General features: G+C 33.5%; 15 protein-coding genes and 2 pseudogenes. 6 read left to right on the forward strand and 11 right to left on the reverse strand.

From position 1 onward, the window contains the following. Together licT and FN924_RS18375 are read right to left on the reverse strand one after the other, a co-directional pair. Positions 1 to 831: a BglG family transcription antiterminator LicT gene (licT, locus tag FN924_RS18370; RefSeq protein WP_143896991.1), complete on the reverse strand. Its 831-nt coding sequence runs from the start codon at positions 829 to 831 to the stop codon at positions 1 to 3. 375 nt (positions 832 to 1,206) lie between these two features. Next, entirely contained in the window at positions 1,207 to 3,417 is a 2,211-nt protein-coding gene (locus FN924_RS18375) for a discoidin domain-containing protein (protein WP_158634062.1), read from the reverse strand. 710 nt (positions 3,418 to 4,127) lie between these two features. Here FN924_RS18375 and FN924_RS18380 point away from each other — a divergent pair. From FN924_RS18380 to FN924_RS18390, 3 genes are read left to right on the forward strand one after another with little or no spacing between them, the layout of a single operon-like run. Further along, entirely contained in the window at positions 4,128 to 4,994 is an 867-nt protein-coding gene (locus tag FN924_RS18380; RefSeq protein WP_158634063.1) for an ABC transporter ATP-binding protein, read from the forward strand. Positions 4,995 to 5,012: 18 nt separating this feature from the next. Continuing rightward, positions 5,013 to 5,786: an ABC transporter permease gene (locus tag FN924_RS18385; protein WP_143896994.1), complete on the forward strand. Its 774-nt coding sequence runs from the start codon at positions 5,013 to 5,015 to the stop codon at positions 5,784 to 5,786. Between the two features lie 3 nt (positions 5,787 to 5,789). Continuing rightward, the gene (locus FN924_RS18390) at positions 5,790 to 6,527 is read left to right on the forward strand and encodes a tetratricopeptide repeat protein (protein WP_143896995.1); all 738 of its coding nucleotides are present in this window, start codon (positions 5,790 to 5,792) and stop codon (positions 6,525 to 6,527) included. A 271-nt stretch (positions 6,528 to 6,798) separates the two neighbouring features. On the opposite strand, the gene FN924_RS19815 is transcribed toward FN924_RS18390, so the two are convergent. From FN924_RS19815 to FN924_RS18405, 3 genes are all read right to left on the reverse strand, one after another. Next, complete coding sequence (locus tag FN924_RS19815; RefSeq protein ID WP_143896996.1) at positions 6,799 to 7,095, reverse strand: S41 family peptidase; 297 nt, start codon at positions 7,093 to 7,095, stop codon at positions 6,799 to 6,801. Continuing rightward, positions 7,092 to 7,775 (reverse strand): S41 family peptidase, encoded by a 684-nt coding sequence (locus tag FN924_RS18400; protein WP_158634064.1) that lies wholly within the window; start codon positions 7,773 to 7,775, stop codon positions 7,092 to 7,094. Before FN924_RS18400 ends, FN924_RS19815 begins: the two co-directional genes overlap by 4 nt. Positions 7,776 to 8,324: 549 nt before the next feature. Next, on the reverse strand, positions 8,325 to 9,173 hold the full coding sequence (locus FN924_RS18405; RefSeq protein WP_143897293.1) for a sulfurtransferase: 849 nt from the start codon (positions 9,171 to 9,173) through the stop codon (positions 8,325 to 8,327). A 183-nt stretch (positions 9,174 to 9,356) separates the two neighbouring features. On the opposite strand from FN924_RS18405, the pseudogene istA reads away from it, so the two are divergent. The 3 genes and pseudogenes from istA to istB all read left to right on the forward strand — a co-directional run bounded on the left by istA (position 9,357) and on the right by istB (position 11,348). Continuing rightward, positions 9,357 to 10,584: pseudogene (gene istA / locus FN924_RS18410) on the forward strand (IS21 family transposase). Beyond that, positions 10,584 to 10,751, forward strand: a complete 168-nt coding sequence (locus FN924_RS19820) for a hypothetical protein (protein WP_323368631.1) — start codon at positions 10,584 to 10,586, stop codon at positions 10,749 to 10,751. The pseudogene istA and the gene FN924_RS19820 overlap by 1 nt, the downstream one beginning before the upstream one ends. Before the next feature lie 41 nt (positions 10,752 to 10,792). Continuing rightward, positions 10,793 to 11,348: pseudogene (gene istB / locus FN924_RS18415) on the forward strand (IS21-like element helper ATPase IstB). Between the two features lie 30 nt (positions 11,349 to 11,378). Here istB and FN924_RS18420 read toward each other — a convergent pair. From FN924_RS18420 to FN924_RS18450, 6 genes are all read right to left on the reverse strand, one after another. After that, a complete protein-coding gene (locus tag FN924_RS18420) occupies positions 11,379 to 11,918 on the reverse strand; it encodes a hypothetical protein (protein WP_143896998.1) in 540 nt (179 codons plus the stop codon). A 135-nt stretch (positions 11,919 to 12,053) separates the two neighbouring features. Next, positions 12,054 to 12,467, reverse strand: a complete 414-nt coding sequence (locus FN924_RS18425; protein ID WP_143896999.1) for a hypothetical protein — start codon at positions 12,465 to 12,467, stop codon at positions 12,054 to 12,056. A 2,148-nt stretch (positions 12,468 to 14,615) separates the two neighbouring features. After that, on the reverse strand, positions 14,616 to 15,356 hold the full coding sequence (locus FN924_RS18435; RefSeq protein ID WP_143897001.1) for a hypothetical protein: 741 nt from the start codon (positions 15,354 to 15,356) through the stop codon (positions 14,616 to 14,618). A gap of 77 nt (positions 15,357 to 15,433) precedes the next feature. Continuing rightward, entirely contained in the window at positions 15,434 to 17,290 is a 1,857-nt protein-coding gene (locus tag FN924_RS18440; RefSeq protein ID WP_143897002.1) for a P-loop NTPase fold protein, read from the reverse strand. Positions 17,291 to 17,318: 28 nt separating this feature from the next. Then, on the reverse strand, positions 17,319 to 18,065 hold the full coding sequence (locus FN924_RS18445) for a hypothetical protein (protein ID WP_143897003.1): 747 nt from the start codon (positions 18,063 to 18,065) through the stop codon (positions 17,319 to 17,321). A gap of 319 nt (positions 18,066 to 18,384) precedes the next feature. After that, complete coding sequence (locus FN924_RS18450; protein ID WP_143897004.1) at positions 18,385 to 19,923, reverse strand: ATP-dependent nuclease; 1,539 nt, start codon at positions 19,921 to 19,923, stop codon at positions 18,385 to 18,387. Positions 19,924 to 20,345: the final 422 nt, after the last annotated feature.

Genomic DNA, 20,345 nt, shown 5'->3' on the forward strand with positions numbered 1-20,345 from the left:
TTAGCTTTTCACAACTCGTTCCACGTGAATCGTTATATAAAGCGTTTCTTCATCTGTTAATTCATAACGGTATTGCTTCTCCACAAACTTCTTAATCTTTAATGCACATTCGTATGCATCCGGATACTTATTAATAATGACCTGTAGAAGCTCGTTTTCTGGATCATTTTTATAATGCTCTCCTTTAACTAAACGGTGAGCAAAAAATTTCAAGTGGGTGATAAAGCGGTGATAATTTAATGATTTTTCATCAAAGTCAATCTTATAGTGATATTTCACCACCGTTAACACATCTTGAATCACCTTAGTCATATCTACAGTGCTACTCATATCTTCATCATACTGAGCGTTCACTATATGAAGTGCTATAAAACCAGCCTCATCTTCCGGCAATATAATATTAAAACTTTCACAAATCATATTGAGTGCCTCAATACCAATCTCAAATTCTTCTCTGTATAAATTCTTGGTCTCCCAGAGAAGTCCATTCCTGATGGGTAGATTGAGATTATACCGTTCAATCGCAAAATGGATATGGTCAGTAAGCGAAATGTAGATACTGTCATTTAACTTCTTACCAAGTTTTTGCTTGGCATATTCTATTATCTGTTCGGATAACTCCATATACTCCACAGGAATATCTGCAATTAAGGTCTTGAACTTTTTAGTAATATCCTGGTCTTCTAAAGTGAAGATTTTCTCTATCAGTTCTTTATCGATGTTTTCCCCGATTCGCTTATTAAAAGCAATCCCGCGTCCCACAACGATAACTTCTTCTTGATCCTTTTTGGATATTATGACGTTGTTATTTAGTATTTTAACGATCTTCACTTTATTCACCCCCAAGAACTACACACAAAAAGGCAAAACCTTTTCCCATGTAAGGAATCGGTTTTGCCTGATTTAACAGTAACAACCCGTTTATTTCATTTATGAATGCGCTTTCTACAAACATCATACAAAATGCCTATAAAAATTGCAACCCTTTTTTACTATATTTTATTTATTTGATTTAGAACTTACTTTCTAATCGTTTTTTTACGTAACCTACAATACTTGGACTTTCGGTGCGGGGTAAACCTTTGACTAGAAAGGATATCCTATCTGTTTCCAATCATTCTAGTTTAATTTCTCTCTACTATTTAAATAAAACAGCATCCACATAAATTGGATGCTGTTTTATTTATCAAGATTATTTCATTTACATTATTCTTCACCAATTACATGGAATTCCGTAATTGACCACCAATTTGACGCAGACCCTGTTTGCACGACTTTAATATAACGAGCCTGTTGCTCCGGGAATGTTACATGAAGCTTAGCCGTCTCGCCTGTACCACTCGCTACTGGATTTCCCCAATTGGTGCCGTCATTCGATACGTACACGTCATAGCCTCGAGCGTAATCATTATTGCTACCTGTTGAATCCATTACAATCTGATCAAAGGTTTTCGATGCTTTCATATCGATGGTAATCGATTGACCTGGTCTCATCGCTGTTCCAGTAGACCAGCGGGTCGCTTCATTGCCATCTAACAAATGGGCAATTGGTTCCCCATCTTCCACAGAAGTTGTTGCGGTCCAGCCTGTTCTATCTAATACACCTGTTTCCTCTGGATCTGATGGATTATTAGTGCCTTCAAACTTTGTAATGTTTGCCACCATATGGTCCCCGTTATCATAGACGCTGTCTCCTAAATCATTAATAACGTGGGTAATTTCACTACCAGGTGTACCGTTCAACCATACCGTCGTCATATGATTCATATTAATTCCTTGATGGTTCGGAGCTTCGAACGAACTGTATAGGTCTACATCCGCATCACGGAAATAAGAATAACTACCTGCCCCCCATAATTCATGGGAGGTTACATGGTCGGCTACTTTATAGGCAGCATACCCTTTCTGTCCCGTTGGCGCCATCCACACTTCTTGATTTGGAACATCATACGGAATTTCATTTTGATAGAAGAAAACTCTACCATTCTCTCCATTCCATAATGTTTGATATTCTTGGTAGTGTTCTACGAAAAGTCCATATGCTGTCACATCATCCCCATTCACAACAAGACCATTTGCGCCTGTGTTTACATTCCAGCCTACACCCTCGCCGTGATCTGCGCGCCATACCCAGAAATGGTCAACGATGACATCATCGGAATTGATTTCGACGCTAATCTCCGCTTTCCCCGCATGTGAGCCGCCTACACGGAAGAACACATCATGTAAGGTCGTTGGGTTCGTTGCATGATTGGCACTACTATTTTCCGGTCCAACTTCTAGTAGTTTTTCAGAGTCAGAGCCTGCATCAAATAATAGACCGGTAATCTCAACGCCATCTACATCAGCAACCTTCATAGCCGTCACATTATTTTCTGCAACTAACGTAGGATAGCCAAAGCCATATACGATGGTGTCCGGATTATTAACCTCGATTGGTTCATCCACATGATAAACTCCAGGGGTAAAGATAAGGTGCTTCCCTTGGTCTAAAGCCGCATTAATCGTTGTAACACTATCTGATGGATCTGCGATATAAAAATCATTCATAGAAAGAGAATGTCCAGGAGTGTCGCCATTTTCCCAGGATACGCCTTTCGTATTCTCTCGAAGATCCGGAATAAACAGTCTGTATTCCCCATTTTGATCCACATACAAGTATGGCTTGTCATTGACTTTCGGTGTTTTTTCGATAATTGTCCAAGTCTCTTCTGGATACGGGGCTACATTACTTGGAGGGTTTGCATCCCCAACAAGCACGTTGTTCCAGACACTATTAGACCAGCTATCATAGCTATTATTTCTAGAGAAGAATTGTTGCTGAGAAGCATTGGAAACCTGTCCATCAATCTTAGAATCAGCAAGGTATCCACCACTTACCCAGCCCGCTTGATAAGAAGAGGTAAGATCCCATAGGAGTAAATCGCCATTAAAGTGCATCCGCCTCATTGGCGCAGCCTGAGATACCGCCCATTTTGATTCGGTATCGGAAACAACAGAGAAGTTCTCTACAGAACGCCAGAAGTTACGCGTTCCATTGCCATCTGCCCATTTGGCATCGACATTAAAGCTACCCGTTATTTTAACATCATCTGGATTTTTACCTAACCCAGCAACTGTCGTATAAAAGCCTACTTTAATATCTACATCGTATTCACCTGGCTTGAATAAGAAAGTGACTCGTTTGTCCGTAAATTCCGCTCCTGCATCGCCATTTTCCATCTCAGCATATTTTTGATCAATGATTTTCTGTATGTCACTATCTGCCATCGAGTCCTCAAAAATATAGACATTTTGCCCAAACATCGATTGATTCGCCTCACTTATATCTGCCGCTTTGGATACAGCCTGATATGCAAAAAATGATGCAAAAGCTACCGCTAGGACTGGTAGGAGCTTTAGTACGTTTTTTGTCATCCTCATTCCTCCCGTTATTGTGTTTGTCGCTCTAACCCCGGATATCGCCAAGTTCCTCCCTCCGTACTTTCTCTGATTATTACTTGTTTAAATCCGAATTAAAGCGCTTACATAATAAGTCTAAAATATCCATTTCTCTCCTACAACGAGTCATTTTTTAGATTTTGTGGGTTATTTTTTTAAAATTGTTTTTATTACGGAGGTTATGCGTTAAGGAAGGCTTAAGTTCTTTTTATAGTAAGAGTAAGATTGCTGTTAGGTATCAATAAATTGGGAGGTAAATGATGAAGAAGATACTTACTATTTATCTATCCCCCTTTTGATTTCATATAATTCACTTAAATTATGCCGAATTTCATCATTTAATAATATGCCAGTATCATTGTTATAATTTTGGGATTTTTTTCTATTTTCTAATTAATATATGATACGATTAATTATAAGGAGTAAAGATATATGGATAGTATTTTACTACATAGAAAAACACCTTATTGCCAGTCTTTGCTGCAACTTCATCATCAACAGAGACTGTATGCATGGAACTTTTGTAAGAAAGCTCCAAGATTTTTTGGATGACGGTCCATATAATCCCGGAGGAGTTGGAACCAGTATATGGAAATTGTTAGTTAAGTTTAAACTCTACAATCCCACAATAGAAAGGGGTAGTGCAATTATCCCTTTCTATCCTTATATGAAAGGAACAGATAAATGTGAAGCTTTTACAATTTAAAAACGTTACGAAAAATATAAATGAGAATAGAGTATTAACCGACATTACATTTGAAGCTTCATCTGGGCAGGTAATAGGTCTAATTGGTCCTAACGGTGCAGGAAAAAGTACTTTGTTAAAAGTGATTTGTAATTTACTAAGGCCAACAAGTGGAGAAGTGTTGGTTAATAATGTTCCATTACACAAAAATTTTAAGGACACATCAAAAAAAATAGGCTATTTAATTGAAGATCCTTCCTTATATCCCTATTTAACTACCAAAGAACATTTAGCCCTATGCTTACAATTACAAGGTAATCCAATTAATCAACATACAATTAACTCAATTACTGACGCATTAAATATTACCCCTTTTCTAAATAAAAAGGTAAAGAAATTATCTATGGGAATGAAACAAAGAGTTGGAATTGCAAGTGCAGTCATTCATAATCCCGAGATTGTAGTTTTAGATGAACCGACTAATTCCATTGATGTCAAGGGGATAAACCTTGTAAAGCAATTCATATTAACACTCAAAAAGCAGGGGAAGTTAGTTATAGTTTCTAGTCACTTGTTACAAGAAATACAAAGTATATGCGATCAATACCTTATGATAGAAAATGGAAAGCTAGTGAATACTGAAGAAATAAATTCTCCCTCAACTAAAAGTTATAGAATACTTGTTCCTTATACAACAGAAACAAATTTATTTCTAAAGAATTACTTCTCTATCAAAAGAACTGGTAATTTCTTGTTTTTTGATATAAGTACTGAATCTTTAAATACAACTTTAAATTTATTGATTAAAAATAATATACATATAAGTGATATTGAAAAACTGTCTTTATCCTTGGAACGATTTTTTTGACATAAGGGGACGTGAGAAATGATAGAATTTACAAAGATTGAGTTATATAAGATTTTAAAGTCCAGACAATATATTTCTATTCTATCCGCTCTTATCATTTTTATTATTATTGCCATGTTAATCATGTTCTTTAATAAAGATAAAAGTGAGGTGGATCTTTTCACTCTCATATATAACGTCTTCGCCTTTAATTCTGATATATTCTTTCCCACCGTATCGATTGCCTTCTTTAGTTCTATTATTACAAAGGAATTTCAGGATAGAACGATGAAACTTTTAATTGGGGCAAAATTTAGCAGAAAAGATCTGATCCTAGGGAAATTTATAGCAGGGGCAATTACCTTTTCTTTAATCTTTTTTACCGTTGTGTTAATTGCGTTTACTCTTGCATTAATCCTGCCAATCCAATCATTAACTTATTTGTCTTATGACCAAATTGGTATACTCAATATATTTGGTCGTACGATATTAATTACACTGTGTACAATTATTTATCTTATATCATACGGAGGCCTATCATTCCTCCTGGCATTGCTAATACGGAATCAAGCAATTACCATGTTATGTTCAATAGGGTTACTCATATTCTATTTATTAATTCCGGTTCCGGGGTGGTTAACAGATTATATATTCATTGGTAAGGGAGCGGTATTCTATACAGCAATGTCGTTCTTACATCTTCCTTATTTAGAAATCATTAAAACAGTTTTAGTTTGTTTACTATTTCTTTTTGTATTTCTTATTATTAGTATCAGCTATATGCGTAATTTGGAGTTAAAGGAAGGAGTTTAATAAATGGGTAAAAAAAGTATTACTGCTACGATCCTAATTTTTTTATTCATCATTGGGGGGATAGTTACGATAAACCTACTTGATAATTCTACAAGTCAAGCAGAAAGTGATAATTCTGAAAGAGATATAAAAAAAATAGAAAAATATCTAGAAGATAATGAAGACGATACTTCAGCAATCTTAGAATTAGGAGTTAGATATTTTAGAGAAGGAAAGTTCGAACAATCCATTGAGCAGTATAATAGAGTGATTGATATAGAACCTGAGAATCCGCTCGCTTGGCATCGACTAGCTAATTCGTATGTTTATATGGGAGAGTATGAAAAAGCCTATTCTGCAAGAAAAAAAGTTGTAGAATACGATCCAAATGCTGCATCATATATGTATCTTTCTACATTAGATGTTCTGTATGATTCTTCTACAGCTTTAACAAATTCTAAGAAAGCACTAGATTTAGCAAGAAAAAATCCAGACCAAGAGGATGTAAAATCATATGAAAAATGGGTTAATTCTTTAACCAAGTTTAATGAGCAACAAGCGAGCGGTGATATCGGTAATAGCTATTTAACACTTATTAAAAGTGACAAAACCTTTGAAAAACCTCTTCTTTTGGAATTTGTAAAAACAGCACTCGAAGATCCATCAACTAATGATGGATTAATTAAAAAGGAGTTAGAAACTTTAACTCAAAAAATTAAAGCTTTCGAGGGAAATTTAATTAGTTATTCAATGTTGAACTAGTCTTTTATTGATTTAGCCGCTACTACTCTAATAAGTAGAACTACATATAAAAAAGTAGTTCAGTTTTAAAGTACAAATAAGATATGGTCCTCAAAACTTATTTTCGAATATATTCTAATTTTAGAGAGAATTGGGCACTTTGACCAAAACAAAGTGCCGTTATCATATAAAAAACTCTTTCTAAAATCTGAATCGCATGGATTTTTGTAAAATTCTTCGTGGATAATCTTTTTATTTATAACTGAGCAAGAAGTAGTACAAGTTAGATGGTTTAGCCAAAACGCTTCAACTCTTGTTTAATCTCCTCTATCAAAAACTCATAGCTTACTTTCCCTTCATACTTTTCGGCTATAGTTTTCAATGCCTTTTCGTAAACCATTTGATAGGCCTGTTCAGCCTTTACTTCTATATCTGGCTCCACTCCAGTACCATCCCAATTGTCATTGGTGAATGGACTTACGGGCCTTCCACTAGGAATAAATAATTTAATATGCTTTGTCACTTGGTGATAATTCCCTAAATTAGCACCACCACCCGTCCTTTCACCAACGACCTCTGCTCTTTTCAAATATTTGAGAGCGTAACTAAATAACTCACCTGCAGAAAAGGTTTTTTACTGGTAAGAATATAAACAGGTTTATCGCCATACAGTTTACCCGGAACGTGGGGAAGCGCCCAAATCTGTGATTCCCTATCTTCCTCTCTTCGGTAAAATGTTTCAATATGTGTTGGCTCACTCACAAAATAACTTGCAAGGAATGCTACCATATAAGGACTCCCACCAATGTTTCTCCTTAGGTCAATAATGAGGGCATCTGTGTGCGCTAATGTATTCATTGCGCTCGCTGCTGTTTCAGAGGCAATGTCATTCTCATAAAACACCCTTAAATCAAGGTACCCAATATTACCTGGCAGACGTTCTACGCGGTGAAAACCGAAATTATTTTTTTCAGCTATTATTTTGTACTGATTTATCATCTCATCCGAGTTGTCGTCTAGGTTTTCTTCTTCATAAAAAATATGTAGGTGCTTATCATTGTTCACGCTTTGTAGCTCTTGTTCCACCACTTTTTTAAATTCTGACATACTAATACCATTTTGGAATTCTAATCTTTCGCTTTGCACCCTTAACCTATCACAAATCTGCTTAGCTACCTCAGGAAACAAATAATTTCTTTCTAATAAACCGATACTTTTATTATAGAATTCTAGAATTTCACCTTTGTTTAGGAGCTTTTGTTCATCCATTTTCATCCGTCCTCCATGATTCATCTAACCCTTGTCAGATAGCGTTCCAGTCTACGTTTTTTTAGATCTCCGTAATTTCTTAAGTATCTTTGTATAACTTCAACAATTAAATTTTATACTATAAATCACTAAGCAACCAATTGTAATGGCCGAAGCACATGCATAACGATAATCTATGGATCGACTTTTCTAGGTTAAAAGTCTATTTGCTCATTTAGTTTTATAAGAAATGATACTGTGCAGACAACAGTTAAACAAATTGCTAGCATTAGTTGATTTTTATTAGTTGATCTCCTTCTTAATGTGGTAAAGATAGAAATAAGTCCATAAATCATTCCACAAACAAAAACCACCTGTAAAATACCCAAGTTTTATTCCTCCCTTTATATTACTTACACTTGAACGGACTCACTTAGTGACATCCATTTTCCTTCACCCTTATACTAACATATTATCCCAATTTTATATTTAAGCTTTAAGAAATTAAAAAGGACAGGAAATTAGTCACCTGCCCTACCTGTTTTATAGTAAGCACTTATGTCGAATGACTCATTCTTCATTCGTGGAAGGATCCCCTTTATCCACTGGATTCTCCTCATAGGATACCCAATCACTATAACTTCCTGCATAGAGCTTTACATTTTTATAGCCTGCCATTTTTAAAGCAATATAATTCGGCGTAGCTGTCACTCCTGATCCACAATATACAATAATAGGTTCATCAACGTCTAAATCATCAAATCTTTTCTTCTGCTCTTCACTCGTTTTAAACGAACCCCGTTCGAATCCTTCTGCCCAAAATTTGTTAATAGAACCCGGAATACGTCCTGCTACTTTATCCATTGGCTCTAGTTCCCCTAAGTAGCGTTGTTCATCTCTTGAATCCACTAATATGGGTGAATTTTTCTTCTGTTCTACAACTGCTTTTACTTCCTCATAAGAAGCAAGCAAATGTTCTTGAATATTCACTTCAAATGTAGCTGATTCATATTCAGGTACAACCTCCGTCGTCGCATAGCCCGCTTCCTGCCACCCTCGGAAGCCTTCATTTAATACATAAACGCTATCATGACCTAAGAAAGTAAGCAGCCACCAAAACCGGGACGCGAATTGTCCCTCCCGACTGTCGTAGGCCACAACTGTTTTTGTATTATCTATACCCGCTTTTTCTATTTCCAATTTAAACTGATCCAAATCTGGTAGCGGATGCCTACCACCATGCTCGGAAACAGGTAACTGTTTTTCTAAATCAAAATAGACAGCGCCGGGAATGTGGATTTCTTGATAAAGGGACTCCCCTTTAGAAGGATTTCCTAACTCGTACCTGCAATCTACAATCCTGACTTGTTCGTTATCTAATTGAGCCTTGAGCCATTCCTTATTAACAGCATAATTCAATGTAGCCGCCTCCATTAATCCTAATCGGACATGTCTCTTTTTAAGAAACATTGTCTCTTTCTCGTTTACTCTGTTCATATTGTAATCAACGGTGATAAAATCCCTGATAACGACGGTTTCAAATTCCCCAATAATAACAGATAATCATTTCTATACTAGATAAAGATTTGGAGTGTAGAGATGATGATCAAGATTGGGGAGTTTTTTATGATTAGAGAATTACATCAAAAAGGATGGTCAATTACTGCTATCTCTGAAGAAACCGGCTTTGATCCAAAAACTATTCGAAAGTACATAAATTCTGACGAATTACCAAAGCAGAAAAAGAGTTATAAGAAAGGCAGTAAATTGGATCCATTCAAAGATTATTTGAAGAAACGTATTAAAGAAGGAACTACGAATTGCACGGTACTTTTAGAAGAGATCGAGGCTATGGGCTATGAAGGGAAAATGACAATCCTTCGGGATTTTGTACGCCCTTATCGTTCTCGCCCTAAAAAGCAAGCGACCATAAGATATGAGACCACTCCTGGGAAACAAGCTCAAATGGACTGGGGACATGTAGGAAAGTTTGAAGTTGATCAAGAGTTGAAAGAAATTTATGCTTTCACGATGGTATTAAGTTACTCGAGGATGAAGTACGTAGAGTTCACGGATAGCATGGACCTAGAACTTTGATGAAGTGTCACATGAATGCATTTGCCTATTTTAACGGTGTGCCTGAGCAAATTCTCTACGACAATATGAAAACAGCCGTCGTTAAACATAGTCCAGTTGAAATACGGTTTAACCGGAAGTTTGAAGAGTTTTTAGCTTATTATGGAATAGCACCAAAAGCATGTAAACCTTATCGTCCACAAACGAAAGGCAAGGTGGAAAATGTAGTTGGGTACGTGAAGAAGAACTTCCTGCAGCGTAAGCATAAACGAACATTAAGGGCATTAAATGAAGGTATGAGAGAATGGCTGGATCAGATAGCGAACCGAAAGATTCATCAAACAACCATGGAATCTCCTATCACCCGTTTCCAACATGAACAAAAATACCTGAATGCTTCTAACAGTAAACCACTTTTTCCTATTAACCATTGGGAAATTCGAACAGTTAGTAAGGATTGTTTTATCTCTTATCAAGGAAAACGTTATTCCGTACCCTTTCGGTACGTTGGTCAAGAGTTAAAGATTAAAGAAACCCTGGATCACCACTTGGAAGTCTATGACTCCTATGAATGTATCGCCAAACATCCGTTAATGACGGGGAAAGCTCGAGACCATATAATCTTGAACATTATAAAGGACTGCAAACGACTACTGTTGGTTTGCCGACCCACAGCCATTTACAGTCCCCTGATATTGAAGTGGAGCAACGTCCCCTTCAAATTTATGAGCAACTAGAAGGAGGTGATCAATAATGAACACAGACCTTTTAGTTGAACATTTACAACAAATCGGCTGGCATTATACCGCCGACCAAATTGATGGTCTACTAGAAGACGCATCTAAAAATAATGTACCATATTCGGACTTCTTAATCACGGTTTTGTCCCAAGAAATTGAACAAAAAGAAAACTGGCGTTAGAGAAACGTATCAAGAAAGCGAAGCTACCATACATCAAAAGTATTCATGATTTTGATTTTAGCTTTCAACCAAGTATAGATGAGCGTAGAGTCAAAGAGGTTTTATCAGGAAGATACATTCATAATGGGGAGAATACTTCTTTTAGGTCCACCAGGCGTGGGGAAAACTCACCTAGCCATTTCCATGGCCTTTGAGGCTTTAACTCAAGGACACCAAGCATTATTCATTACTGCGAATGACTTTATCGCTGAATGTCAGAAAGCAGAAAAACAGGGTTTAATCCAACGGATTATTAAACGATATAGTCGTCCTGAATTATTCATTATGGATGAAATCGGGTACTTCGCCTTTGATGAACTGAGTGCCCATACCCTTTTTCAAATCATATCAAGAAGATACGAGTATGGAGCAATGATCATCACATCGAACAAATCCTACGTAGAATGGGGGAAAATATTTGGTGATGAGATATTAGCTACAGCTATACTGGATCGACTGATCCATCATTCCACCACTTTCAATATTAAAGGTGAATCCTATCGTTTAAAAGAAAAGAAAAAAGCTGGCATTCAGCCAGCTAGTATTCGGGGAAACTAGGGAATTTGTTTCCGTTGAAATCAGGGAATTTTAAACCGTTGTTGACACATATCTCTTTTGTTGACGATAGCCATATGTTGCACTGCTAACCAGCTCATCATTTTCCAAACCAGCTCCAATTGCCCCGCCCAATGTGGCCACAGATGTCACAAGCCAAATTAGTTCCAGGTAATTCTTTAACGTAATCGTACCTTTCAAAACGGATTGGCTATCAAAAAGCTGATCTGGCACAAATAATCGTACGGAGAAGAAAAATAACACAAACAAAATCAGATAATATAAAATTACAGCAATACTCAACGTAAGAATAGTTGTCATATTATATAACCGTCGCATTTTCTTCTTATTCCAATAGGCAGGCCTCTCCCACAAATTATGAGCCAAAATAATCCATAGCACCATACTACATAAGGCAGTAATCATCAGGATTACATAACGAATCGGTTCAAATACAACACTTAAATTCCATAGTGATGGAAAAATCAGCCCATATGAACCAGTAGCAAAAGCAATTGCAATTACTTTTTTAAAAGAAGAAAATATCTTCCAAGGGCGGTTTGCGTGTACCATCCCATAAGGATTCTTAATTTCCCATTAATTCTTAGTATGACAAAGTACTGATAAACAGGTGCATCAATCTTTGTTAATCTTTTCTTTACAGGTGAAAAAAAACGGGACAGCTTGCTATTTTTTCGTGCGATCGTTCTATGTCCATCTGTCTGTTTTTTTATTATGTAAATCTTTCACCATCTGAATAATTGTTTCCTTTAGCCTCTTCTCCATTGGCAGTAAACCAAATGCGGGTATAGAAACCTGCGCCACATTTTTATTTTGATTCGAGATTGCTAACACAATATCCTTCTTACTGATAATTGGAAGGTCTGTCACACTGATTACATAATTCCAATTGTTTGATTGCCTTCTCTTTTCTGCTTCCTCTGTTATTTCATTTGCAGTTTCCGCTGCTCCTGTTAGTGAGTCTACCTCTATTTCAATATTCCAATGAACATATTTATCTATGTTTTCTTTCAACGCATCTGGAAGTATCTCTGCTAATCTTCTTGCCATTTTCTCAGGTAACTCAGGAGCCGAAAGTAATCCTATTGTCAGTTCTTTCATTACTTACATCCTTTTTTGATGATTCTAGGTTATCCATTATTACCCCTGAGGCATAGCCGTGAAACACTTTGGTTTTGGGGAACAGTGACAGTTTACTGGAAACAGCATCGTTACTATTGAGAACGATGATTCTGGTGAAATGAAATTTCCAAGGACTTACTGTCAATTAATTTATAAAATTCAGCACTAGTTAATTCAGATTCAACATTAGGTACGATGATTCTGCAAAGCTACTAATAGATGAGACTCCACATAATACAAGCATACAGTTACATTCTATAAATTATATTTTACTCATAACAATCCCCACTTTCTTCCTTATATTTTTGTTGTTTAAATAAATTTACAGTAAGTTTTTTTACAATACATTTGGCAATGTTTTTTATGATTTTACAAGAAAGACTCAACTCTCTTGGACTATTTTGTAACAGTAAGTAACACAAATTTATCCAATCAATATCAGATATATCAAATATGAAATCAATATTTACAACTCTTCATAACAGTTTGCAGGTAAGCTTATAAAGACCTTCCAGATGCTTAAGACATCTGGAAGCTTTGACGACCATAATAAAAAAGTGACCATTTTCATGATCACCTTTTCACTATTAGTTCTTGCGCATAAATATTATTATTTTATTAGTCTAAACCTCACTTACTTGTGATACGGTTCGTGGTAATTTAAGAGGCAAAAGCCCACATTGGGCGTTAATTAGAGGATGTGCGCTTAACCCCTGACCTCTTCGATTTCGTCATACGAATTTTTCGATGAATTGGTTGAGTGTGAAAAAGTTGATGAGAAAAATGCTCATTGCCATTCGAAGTTCTCTAACAGTTAAAATAATAGGCTTCATCATCTTAGCAATCACAACAGTTGGTACAAATAGTTCTTGATTCATTACTTAAGTAGGCCTTTATCTCTGTAAAACCCTTTTTTTTAGGGTATCTCAGTTTAAAATATGCCTCTTCACCATCTTCAATTTTTCTTTTACACTTTGAACAGTATATTTCCGATTTAATCATTTACTACACTCCTTTTTGCTGTCCTTCAAACTATTTTTTCGACTATGAATACTTGGGTAAGTAGCCAGTATATTGAAAGTTTTCTCTCGCACTTCATGCTTTGATAAACTCCCCTAGCTTCATCAAGTTTTTGTTTAAATTCCTTGTCATCGCAATTGTTAACTTTTATATAATGATCCTTAGCTTCAGTTGCTTTACTGTTTTTTTCTCAACTATATCAAAATGTATAGTATCACGACATAATCTGCATATACCTATTATATTTACAAGTTTCTGTATATGATTTTCTTCATCCCATAGCCATACTTCATGGGCATCTAGCAAACAATCTTGTTTACTACAGATTTGACACTGCCGATTATAAATATCATATACTGTCTTCCGTAATACCTCCCATTCGGGTCTTATCCTCAATTTTGTCCAATAGCTGTTCTTGGTATTAATTCAATATTAAGTTTCACTTTTTCACCCCTTTGAATAATAGACATGGAGAGATTGTGATATTCTGAATTATACAAACTATATTTAATATCAAGATTTCTTAATTACACTATAACCATTATGTATTATTCGGATATTATCTTGCTTGAATGCTATTTATGATACGGTTCCCCGTATCAATTTAAGGGTAGCTATAATAGTTTTATTGTGAAATCAATATTATACCTTAATGCAAACAAAGGAAAAGGATGGAGTAGAATTTTCACCCCATCCTTTTATACTCATTTACAAATATTTAATTTATCTACCCAAATTTATTATAATTACTTCCATTATTATCTCTTCACTGGAATACGATTTTGAGTCGGCTTTTTAGTCGAAGGAACAAGGGGGTTGAACGAATTGTTTTTGTATTTTTTTACCCCGCATACGATTCGATAGCTTTGTGTCCTTAATAGTTTTTATACTATCTTTACTCTCATTTTGCTTCTTTTTTGTTTCTTAAAATAGTTCCTGCTTTATAACAAACTAACATTTATTCCAAACTTTCTGTAACCTGTATCTATATCCATTTTCTTCTGAATACTCATTAAAAGCTCCAATATAAAATTTTGCTTTTTAATCAAAACCCTATCTCCCTAAGTCATTACATTTTCTACAAGTTTTAAAAAAATAGTGATCTAACTAAAAAACTTCGGTGATCCAAAGTGGATCTGAGACGTAATTTTCAAATGGATTTACTTCGTTTTCAATAAAATAAACTTCCATATTAATAATTGCGTTATCTACCAAAGTTATGAAGAAATTTAAAGGATAATATTTCTCCCAATATTCATCCTTTATGTTATTACCTTTTTCGTCTTTACTTAAATGGTAATAATGAATATAATGAGGTTCATTTTCAAAGTCGAATAAACGATCTGATCCTATACTTCTTGCTTCATGGACTAATGAGTTTCTATATCTCCATAATAGATTTACATGTTTAAAATAATCTAATGTTATTTTTTTATATATCTTTTTATCAGATGATAAATAAGGCAATATCTCTTCGCCATATGGATCAACACTAAATGGTACTGGTTTTGACTGTGGATATTTAGAAAGCTCATTGAATGTGTATTTTTTAAGGTAGTTATGTTCTCCCTTATCAACCTTTCTTAAAAAAAGAGCTAATTGCTGTAAAGATACTCGTTCTGCATTGTTCCAATTACAAAATTCCAATATGAAGTTTCCAAACCTCTTCCCATTCCCTTGAATTTGGTCTCCATAAACACCTTTAGATATTGTATCTAACAAACTAAATAATAAATTTTTTTTATGATTTACTAAGAGGTCTCCACCTTTAAGTGCGAGAATTGAATCTCTAATCATCTGAATACGATAAATATAATCGTTAATATCGTTTTCTATAGTTCTACTCATTTACCTTACACCCTAAATTTTTACAATTTTGGATAGTGCTAACACCCAAACAATACAACTCCCACTATATATACCAATCAGTCGGGCTTCTTTATATGTCCTTTGACTTTTTCAAGTTGTTTCTTGAATTGACTTAAATTATACAATTTTATTTTTCCTTCTTTACAAACCGTAATATATTCATCTATAACTTTTATTAATTGTTCGATGTATGGTATCTCATGTGAGTGAAATTCATAAGAGTTAGTTACTCGCAAATATTTATGGTGCAGAAATCGAGTTATTTCTACGACAAAAATATTTGACCTACGAAAATAATTCTCTGTTATTTCAAGTTCAATTAAAATTTGAAAGAAGTCTTTCTCAAACTCAATTTCGTTATACATATCTTTTTGAACTGAATCCTGAATTATTGCATCCAACCAATCTTTCATTTTAATTTTTCTATCTTGGTAATTAATTTGTTTTTCTCTATCCTTCAAACTTTCAATCATGTGCGAACACACTTCATCAGTATGTTGAATATTTATATCCCAAAAGTCCAATGTTTGAGTAGGTTTCCATTGATCAAGTGCAATGATAAACCCAGATTTGAATGAATCGTGTAATTCAAATTTATCAGTGAGAATAAGGTCTTTATTTCTAAAAATTAAAAACAAATTATATAATCTTGGATAATCTGGTGCAGGAAATTGGCCTCCTTTAACTCTCTCTAAAACTTCTTCCTGTGCTTGTTCTATATCTCGATCGTCAAACATTTGGAAATTATTAAGTATTTCTATCGGACTCCCTTTTCCTTTACTTTTTAATTCTTCATTCCTTCTTCTATCAATCAAAGAATTAATCTCATGTTTAAATTCCTTCGCATTTAAAAATCCATTGATTATAAAATTACTAACAGAAGGAAAATAATGGATATAACTATCGATATAGTCACTTACTCTGTGGTATCTTTTTAAGAATCTCTGAGGGTATTTGTCTTCAGCTTCATCATTTATGGGGAAATAAAAGAAATGATCCAAACCGTGTACAAATGATAATTGATCTACAGCATCAATATCTCCATTCTTATATTCATTTCCAACAATAAGAACATTCAAAAATAATGTATTCAGTATTTCAATTCTTTGCTCGTTATCATTGCAAAATCTATATAATTCTTTTTGTAAGATTACAAGTGAATCTATTACAAAACGTAAAGTGCGTAAATTAAACTTATCAAATATTAGAGAGATAGCTTTAATTATATTTTCTTTTTCAATATCAAAATAGCTAATAAAATTTTCTTGTTCTTTATATGTATTAATTATTATATCCTCTATAACATTTGATTCAGGTTGAATAAAATTTAACGTTTTACCTATTACTTTTTCTCGAATCAATTTATAATTTTTCTTATCAACTATCTCTTCATCATTTGAAACAAAAATCACTTTAACATGATTGTGTTCAATATAGTTCGTATTAATATATCCAAATACCTGTTTAATTGATAGCGAATCATCAATTCTCTCTAAATCATCAAAACATATTACAATTTGCGTAAAATTATCATTACTATCATCTTTTATTTTGTTAATGATATCTTCAGATGCATTAGCAATTGTTTGATCAAAGTTGCCAAAAAGTCCTGCGATTCCGCTTCCATACTTTCCTAAAAATTTTAAACCTTGAACTGCTAATTTGTTTTTCGCATTAGCAATTTCAAGAAAAACAGCTTCACCGATTTGATCAACCGAGGAAAAACCACTCAGTGAGACATAACAAAGATTAAATCCATCCTCAGTGTTACTATCATTATCATTTTCTAACGCATGTTTTAACTCATTTTTAATATAGTGTGTTTTGCCCGTCCCCCATGCACCGTTAATTTGAATAGCGTAACTTGTTTTAGGTAATGCTATATAATGAAGAATTGTTTCAGTGATATACATTCAATTTTCCTCCTTACACACAAACCTTCTATGACATTTTTGTATCATTATTAAATTTATATTGTTCAAGTATTCCACTATCTAGCTCAACATTGCTGTAATCAAGTTTTATGCTTTTTCTTAGATAGTTATAATCTTTTACTATCGTTTTGACAATCTCTTTAATTAGCGTAATTTCCTCTATATCAAATGCTTTTTTAATCTCTGAATCTTCAAGAGATCTTGTTCCAGAATAATTACTATGAGCATATCTATATGCTACTGCCAATTTTAACAATCTTTGAGATGCAAACTCTCCATGTTTGATTATAAATTCACAAAGCTCTTTTTTATTAAAAGTAGTTATCGAGTCATTCAATTCCTCTTCTTCATAATTGATGACTTTATTTGACACAAGTTCAATTTTTGTTCTCTCTATTGTTTTACCTGATTCTATGAACGGAAATTCGTCAAATGGTAAGTTATTTCCGTTATATCGTTCAAGAAAATATCTAATATATTCTGATTGGATTATAATTGGGTATAATTTTGCATATAGATTTGTATATTGTCTGTAAGCATAATCGTTACTGAAACTTAAATATGTAGTGAAATTTGCCATTTCTTTCTGGAACTCTAATTTAACTTCTTCTGTCCTCTTCGTTATATCTTTTACATCCTCTTTTGTAGCTAAATTTTTTCCTTTCTCCTTCATATAACTTGGTAAATAAGACTTTATAAATAATCCAAAACAAAATAATCCAATAAAGTTTAACAACAAAATAATCCATTCCATTATTAAATCTCCCCCTGTTGCTTCATAACTTTTTATCTGGATTGCAATATAATAGTTTAAATCTTAATATTCTCTTAATGTATTGATATTTGACTTTTAAATTATGAAGCCTTATATAATGAAGAAGTCTATTATTTTTATCCATTTGGATATCTAAGTCTTTCATATATCATTATTTGTTTTATTAGCAAATGAAAGGCTAAAGGATGAAGTCCTCTATTTCATAAATGGCTGTTTATCTGTTTATGAGCATTAATAGATCTTCTTTTAAGTGCTTTTTTCAATAAAAACGTTTTTGCGTTAATGTTTGGCCTTAATTTCAGATAGTTAATTTATGAAAATGTTTATCTATTTCACGAAACTTATCTGTCATAACTGGAAACTGGCTTGACTCTTCTAATTTATTTTTTATTATTATTGCAAATAACATCTTGTTAAATTCAAAAGATTCATCAAGTGAATAGGAATTAGATAATTCAAGTTCTAAACTATCTTTAAACTCATTAAATTTTTGATTACTCCTTATTTTCCTAAGTTCTTCGATCTCCAAATATTTATAATTTTTAACTTGATTTTCGCAATATTCATTTATACATTCGAATAAAAATGTTTCTTCAAACATATCTTCTATCTCGGAACTTTCGTAATTTTCCACTACAGGTATTACAATTAGATCGTTGTCATATTTGGCCTTTTTCCTTATCCTTTTTTCAGCATCCCTTCCTGGCTTATCGTTATCCAAAAACACACACATTGGGAGTTCAATTTTATCCTTTAAAATTGACAAAAATGGTTCAACTTTTGATGAACTTTCCGCAGAAATAAAATTGTATCTTGATCTATCTAATTTTATTTTCCCTTCCTTTTTTAAAATCTCTATCATAGTTGGAAATATTAATTGTTCTGTTCTACCTTCTACTACGATATTGAGATCTCCAAGTAATAGACTATCAGATATTGTCATACCAATAATTTCTCTTAAAGACTTCCAATTTTCATTTTTATGTTTCTTTAAATTAAAAGTAGTTCTTCCTATATTGTCTCGCTCAACCAAATAAACATTTTCATCATTTGCCTTGTCGATAAAAACCACAGAATGGGTTGCAATAATAACCTGATGTGTTTTTGAAATTTCTTTTAATAACTTAAACAATTTTTTCTGAGAACCTATGTGTAAACTTGTTTCAGGTTCATCAATCGCAACAATAAAACCTTTATCATGTGATTCATTTAGCCCCGCACTTAACAACATAGACATCAATGTTGCGAATTGTGTTCCTGAGCTTTTGTTATAAATTGTATCCTCATCATTGAATTCATCAATAATTCTTATTTCTGGATTATCAGTTTTTCGATTATCAATATAAACCTTATAAGTAGAATTGAAAATATTTCCAATGAAATAGTTGACATTACTTAAAAACTTGGAATACCGAACTTCATCAGATGGAATGATATTCATTATCGAATCAACCATCACTTCAATATTATTTGAATTGGATAAATAAATAAATCGTGGTAGATGATCTCTATTGAATTTTGTGTTTCCACGACTAAGATTTTTCATAAAGTTTTGTTTAACATCAAAGTTTACATCAATCCACTTACTTTCATCATCGTGGAAATTAATTTTCATTTCGGGGGCAGTTCCATTATCATCAACTTGATAAGAAAGGAATTTTGAAATTTCTTGGGATTCAATATTATCATGATTGAAAATTACGTTTATAGCTTCTAATATATTACTTTTACCAGAGTTGTTCTTTCCTATAAACACGTTTAATCCATCTTTGAAATATTCAAATCTCATATTTGCAATCGATTTGTAATGGTTAATTTCAACCTTCTTAATCACCATATCCTTTTCCCCTTATCTTGTTTATATAATATAAGTCCACATCTTCCTCTAAATAATTAAATGTAATTCCACTAAACTGGAAAATCTAATTTATTTGACCGTCACATCTTTCTGCAATGTTTTAATCACCTAAAATATTTTACCTTTAAATTATACTTAGATTTTAACATATAAAAATCGGCATTTACCATATTTTTCAATATACTTCGACAATATCAACAGAACAAAATCCAACCACTTATTTTTGTCATTCTATTCTTTTACTTCTAAATTGTTGTGAGGTATTTTAATTTTGAACTTGAAACCTACGCATAACATACCCTAAGTCCCCATTCTCCCCTTTATTAATGAGACGTGTATTCGATACGTATTAATACCCATTTATATCAATAAATTTTGTTTAGTATCAGTTGACTACACCT

Source organism: Radiobacillus deserti, assembly GCF_007301515.1.
GTDB lineage: Bacteria > Bacillota > Bacilli > Bacillales > Amphibacillaceae > Radiobacillus > Radiobacillus deserti.

Excerpts from the sequence above, each read along its gene's own strand:
- FN924_RS18375 (WP_158634062.1), bottom strand. The coding sequence starts at position 3,417 with ATGACAAAAAACGTACTAAAGCTCCTACCAGTCCTAGCGGTAGCTTTT.
- FN924_RS18440 (WP_143897002.1), bottom strand. The coding sequence starts at position 17,290 with ATGTATATCACTGAAACAATTCTTCATTATATAGCATTACCTAAAACA.
- FN924_RS18420 (WP_143896998.1), bottom strand. The coding sequence starts at position 11,918 with ATGGTACACGCAAACCGCCCTTGGAAGATATTTTCTTCTTTTAAAAAA.
- FN924_RS18445 (WP_143897003.1), bottom strand. The coding sequence starts at position 18,065 with ATGGAATGGATTATTTTGTTGTTAAACTTTATTGGATTATTTTGTTTT.
- FN924_RS18450 (WP_143897004.1), bottom strand. The coding sequence starts at position 19,923 with ATGGTGATTAAGAAGGTTGAAATTAACCATTACAAATCGATTGCAAAT.
- FN924_RS19820 (WP_323368631.1), top strand. The coding sequence starts at position 10,584 with ATGAACACAGACCTTTTAGTTGAACATTTACAACAAATCGGCTGGCAT.
- FN924_RS18400 (WP_158634064.1), bottom strand. The coding sequence starts at position 7,775 with ATGGATGAACAAAAGCTCCTAAACAAAGGTGAAATTCTAGAATTCTAT.
- FN924_RS18385 (WP_143896994.1), top strand. The coding sequence starts at position 5,013 with ATGATAGAATTTACAAAGATTGAGTTATATAAGATTTTAAAGTCCAGA.
- FN924_RS18425 (WP_143896999.1), bottom strand. The coding sequence starts at position 12,467 with ATGAAAGAACTGACAATAGGATTACTTTCGGCTCCTGAGTTACCTGAG.
- FN924_RS18435 (WP_143897001.1), bottom strand. The coding sequence starts at position 15,356 with ATGAGTAGAACTATAGAAAACGATATTAACGATTATATTTATCGTATT.
- FN924_RS18390 (WP_143896995.1), top strand. The coding sequence starts at position 5,790 with ATGGGTAAAAAAAGTATTACTGCTACGATCCTAATTTTTTTATTCATC.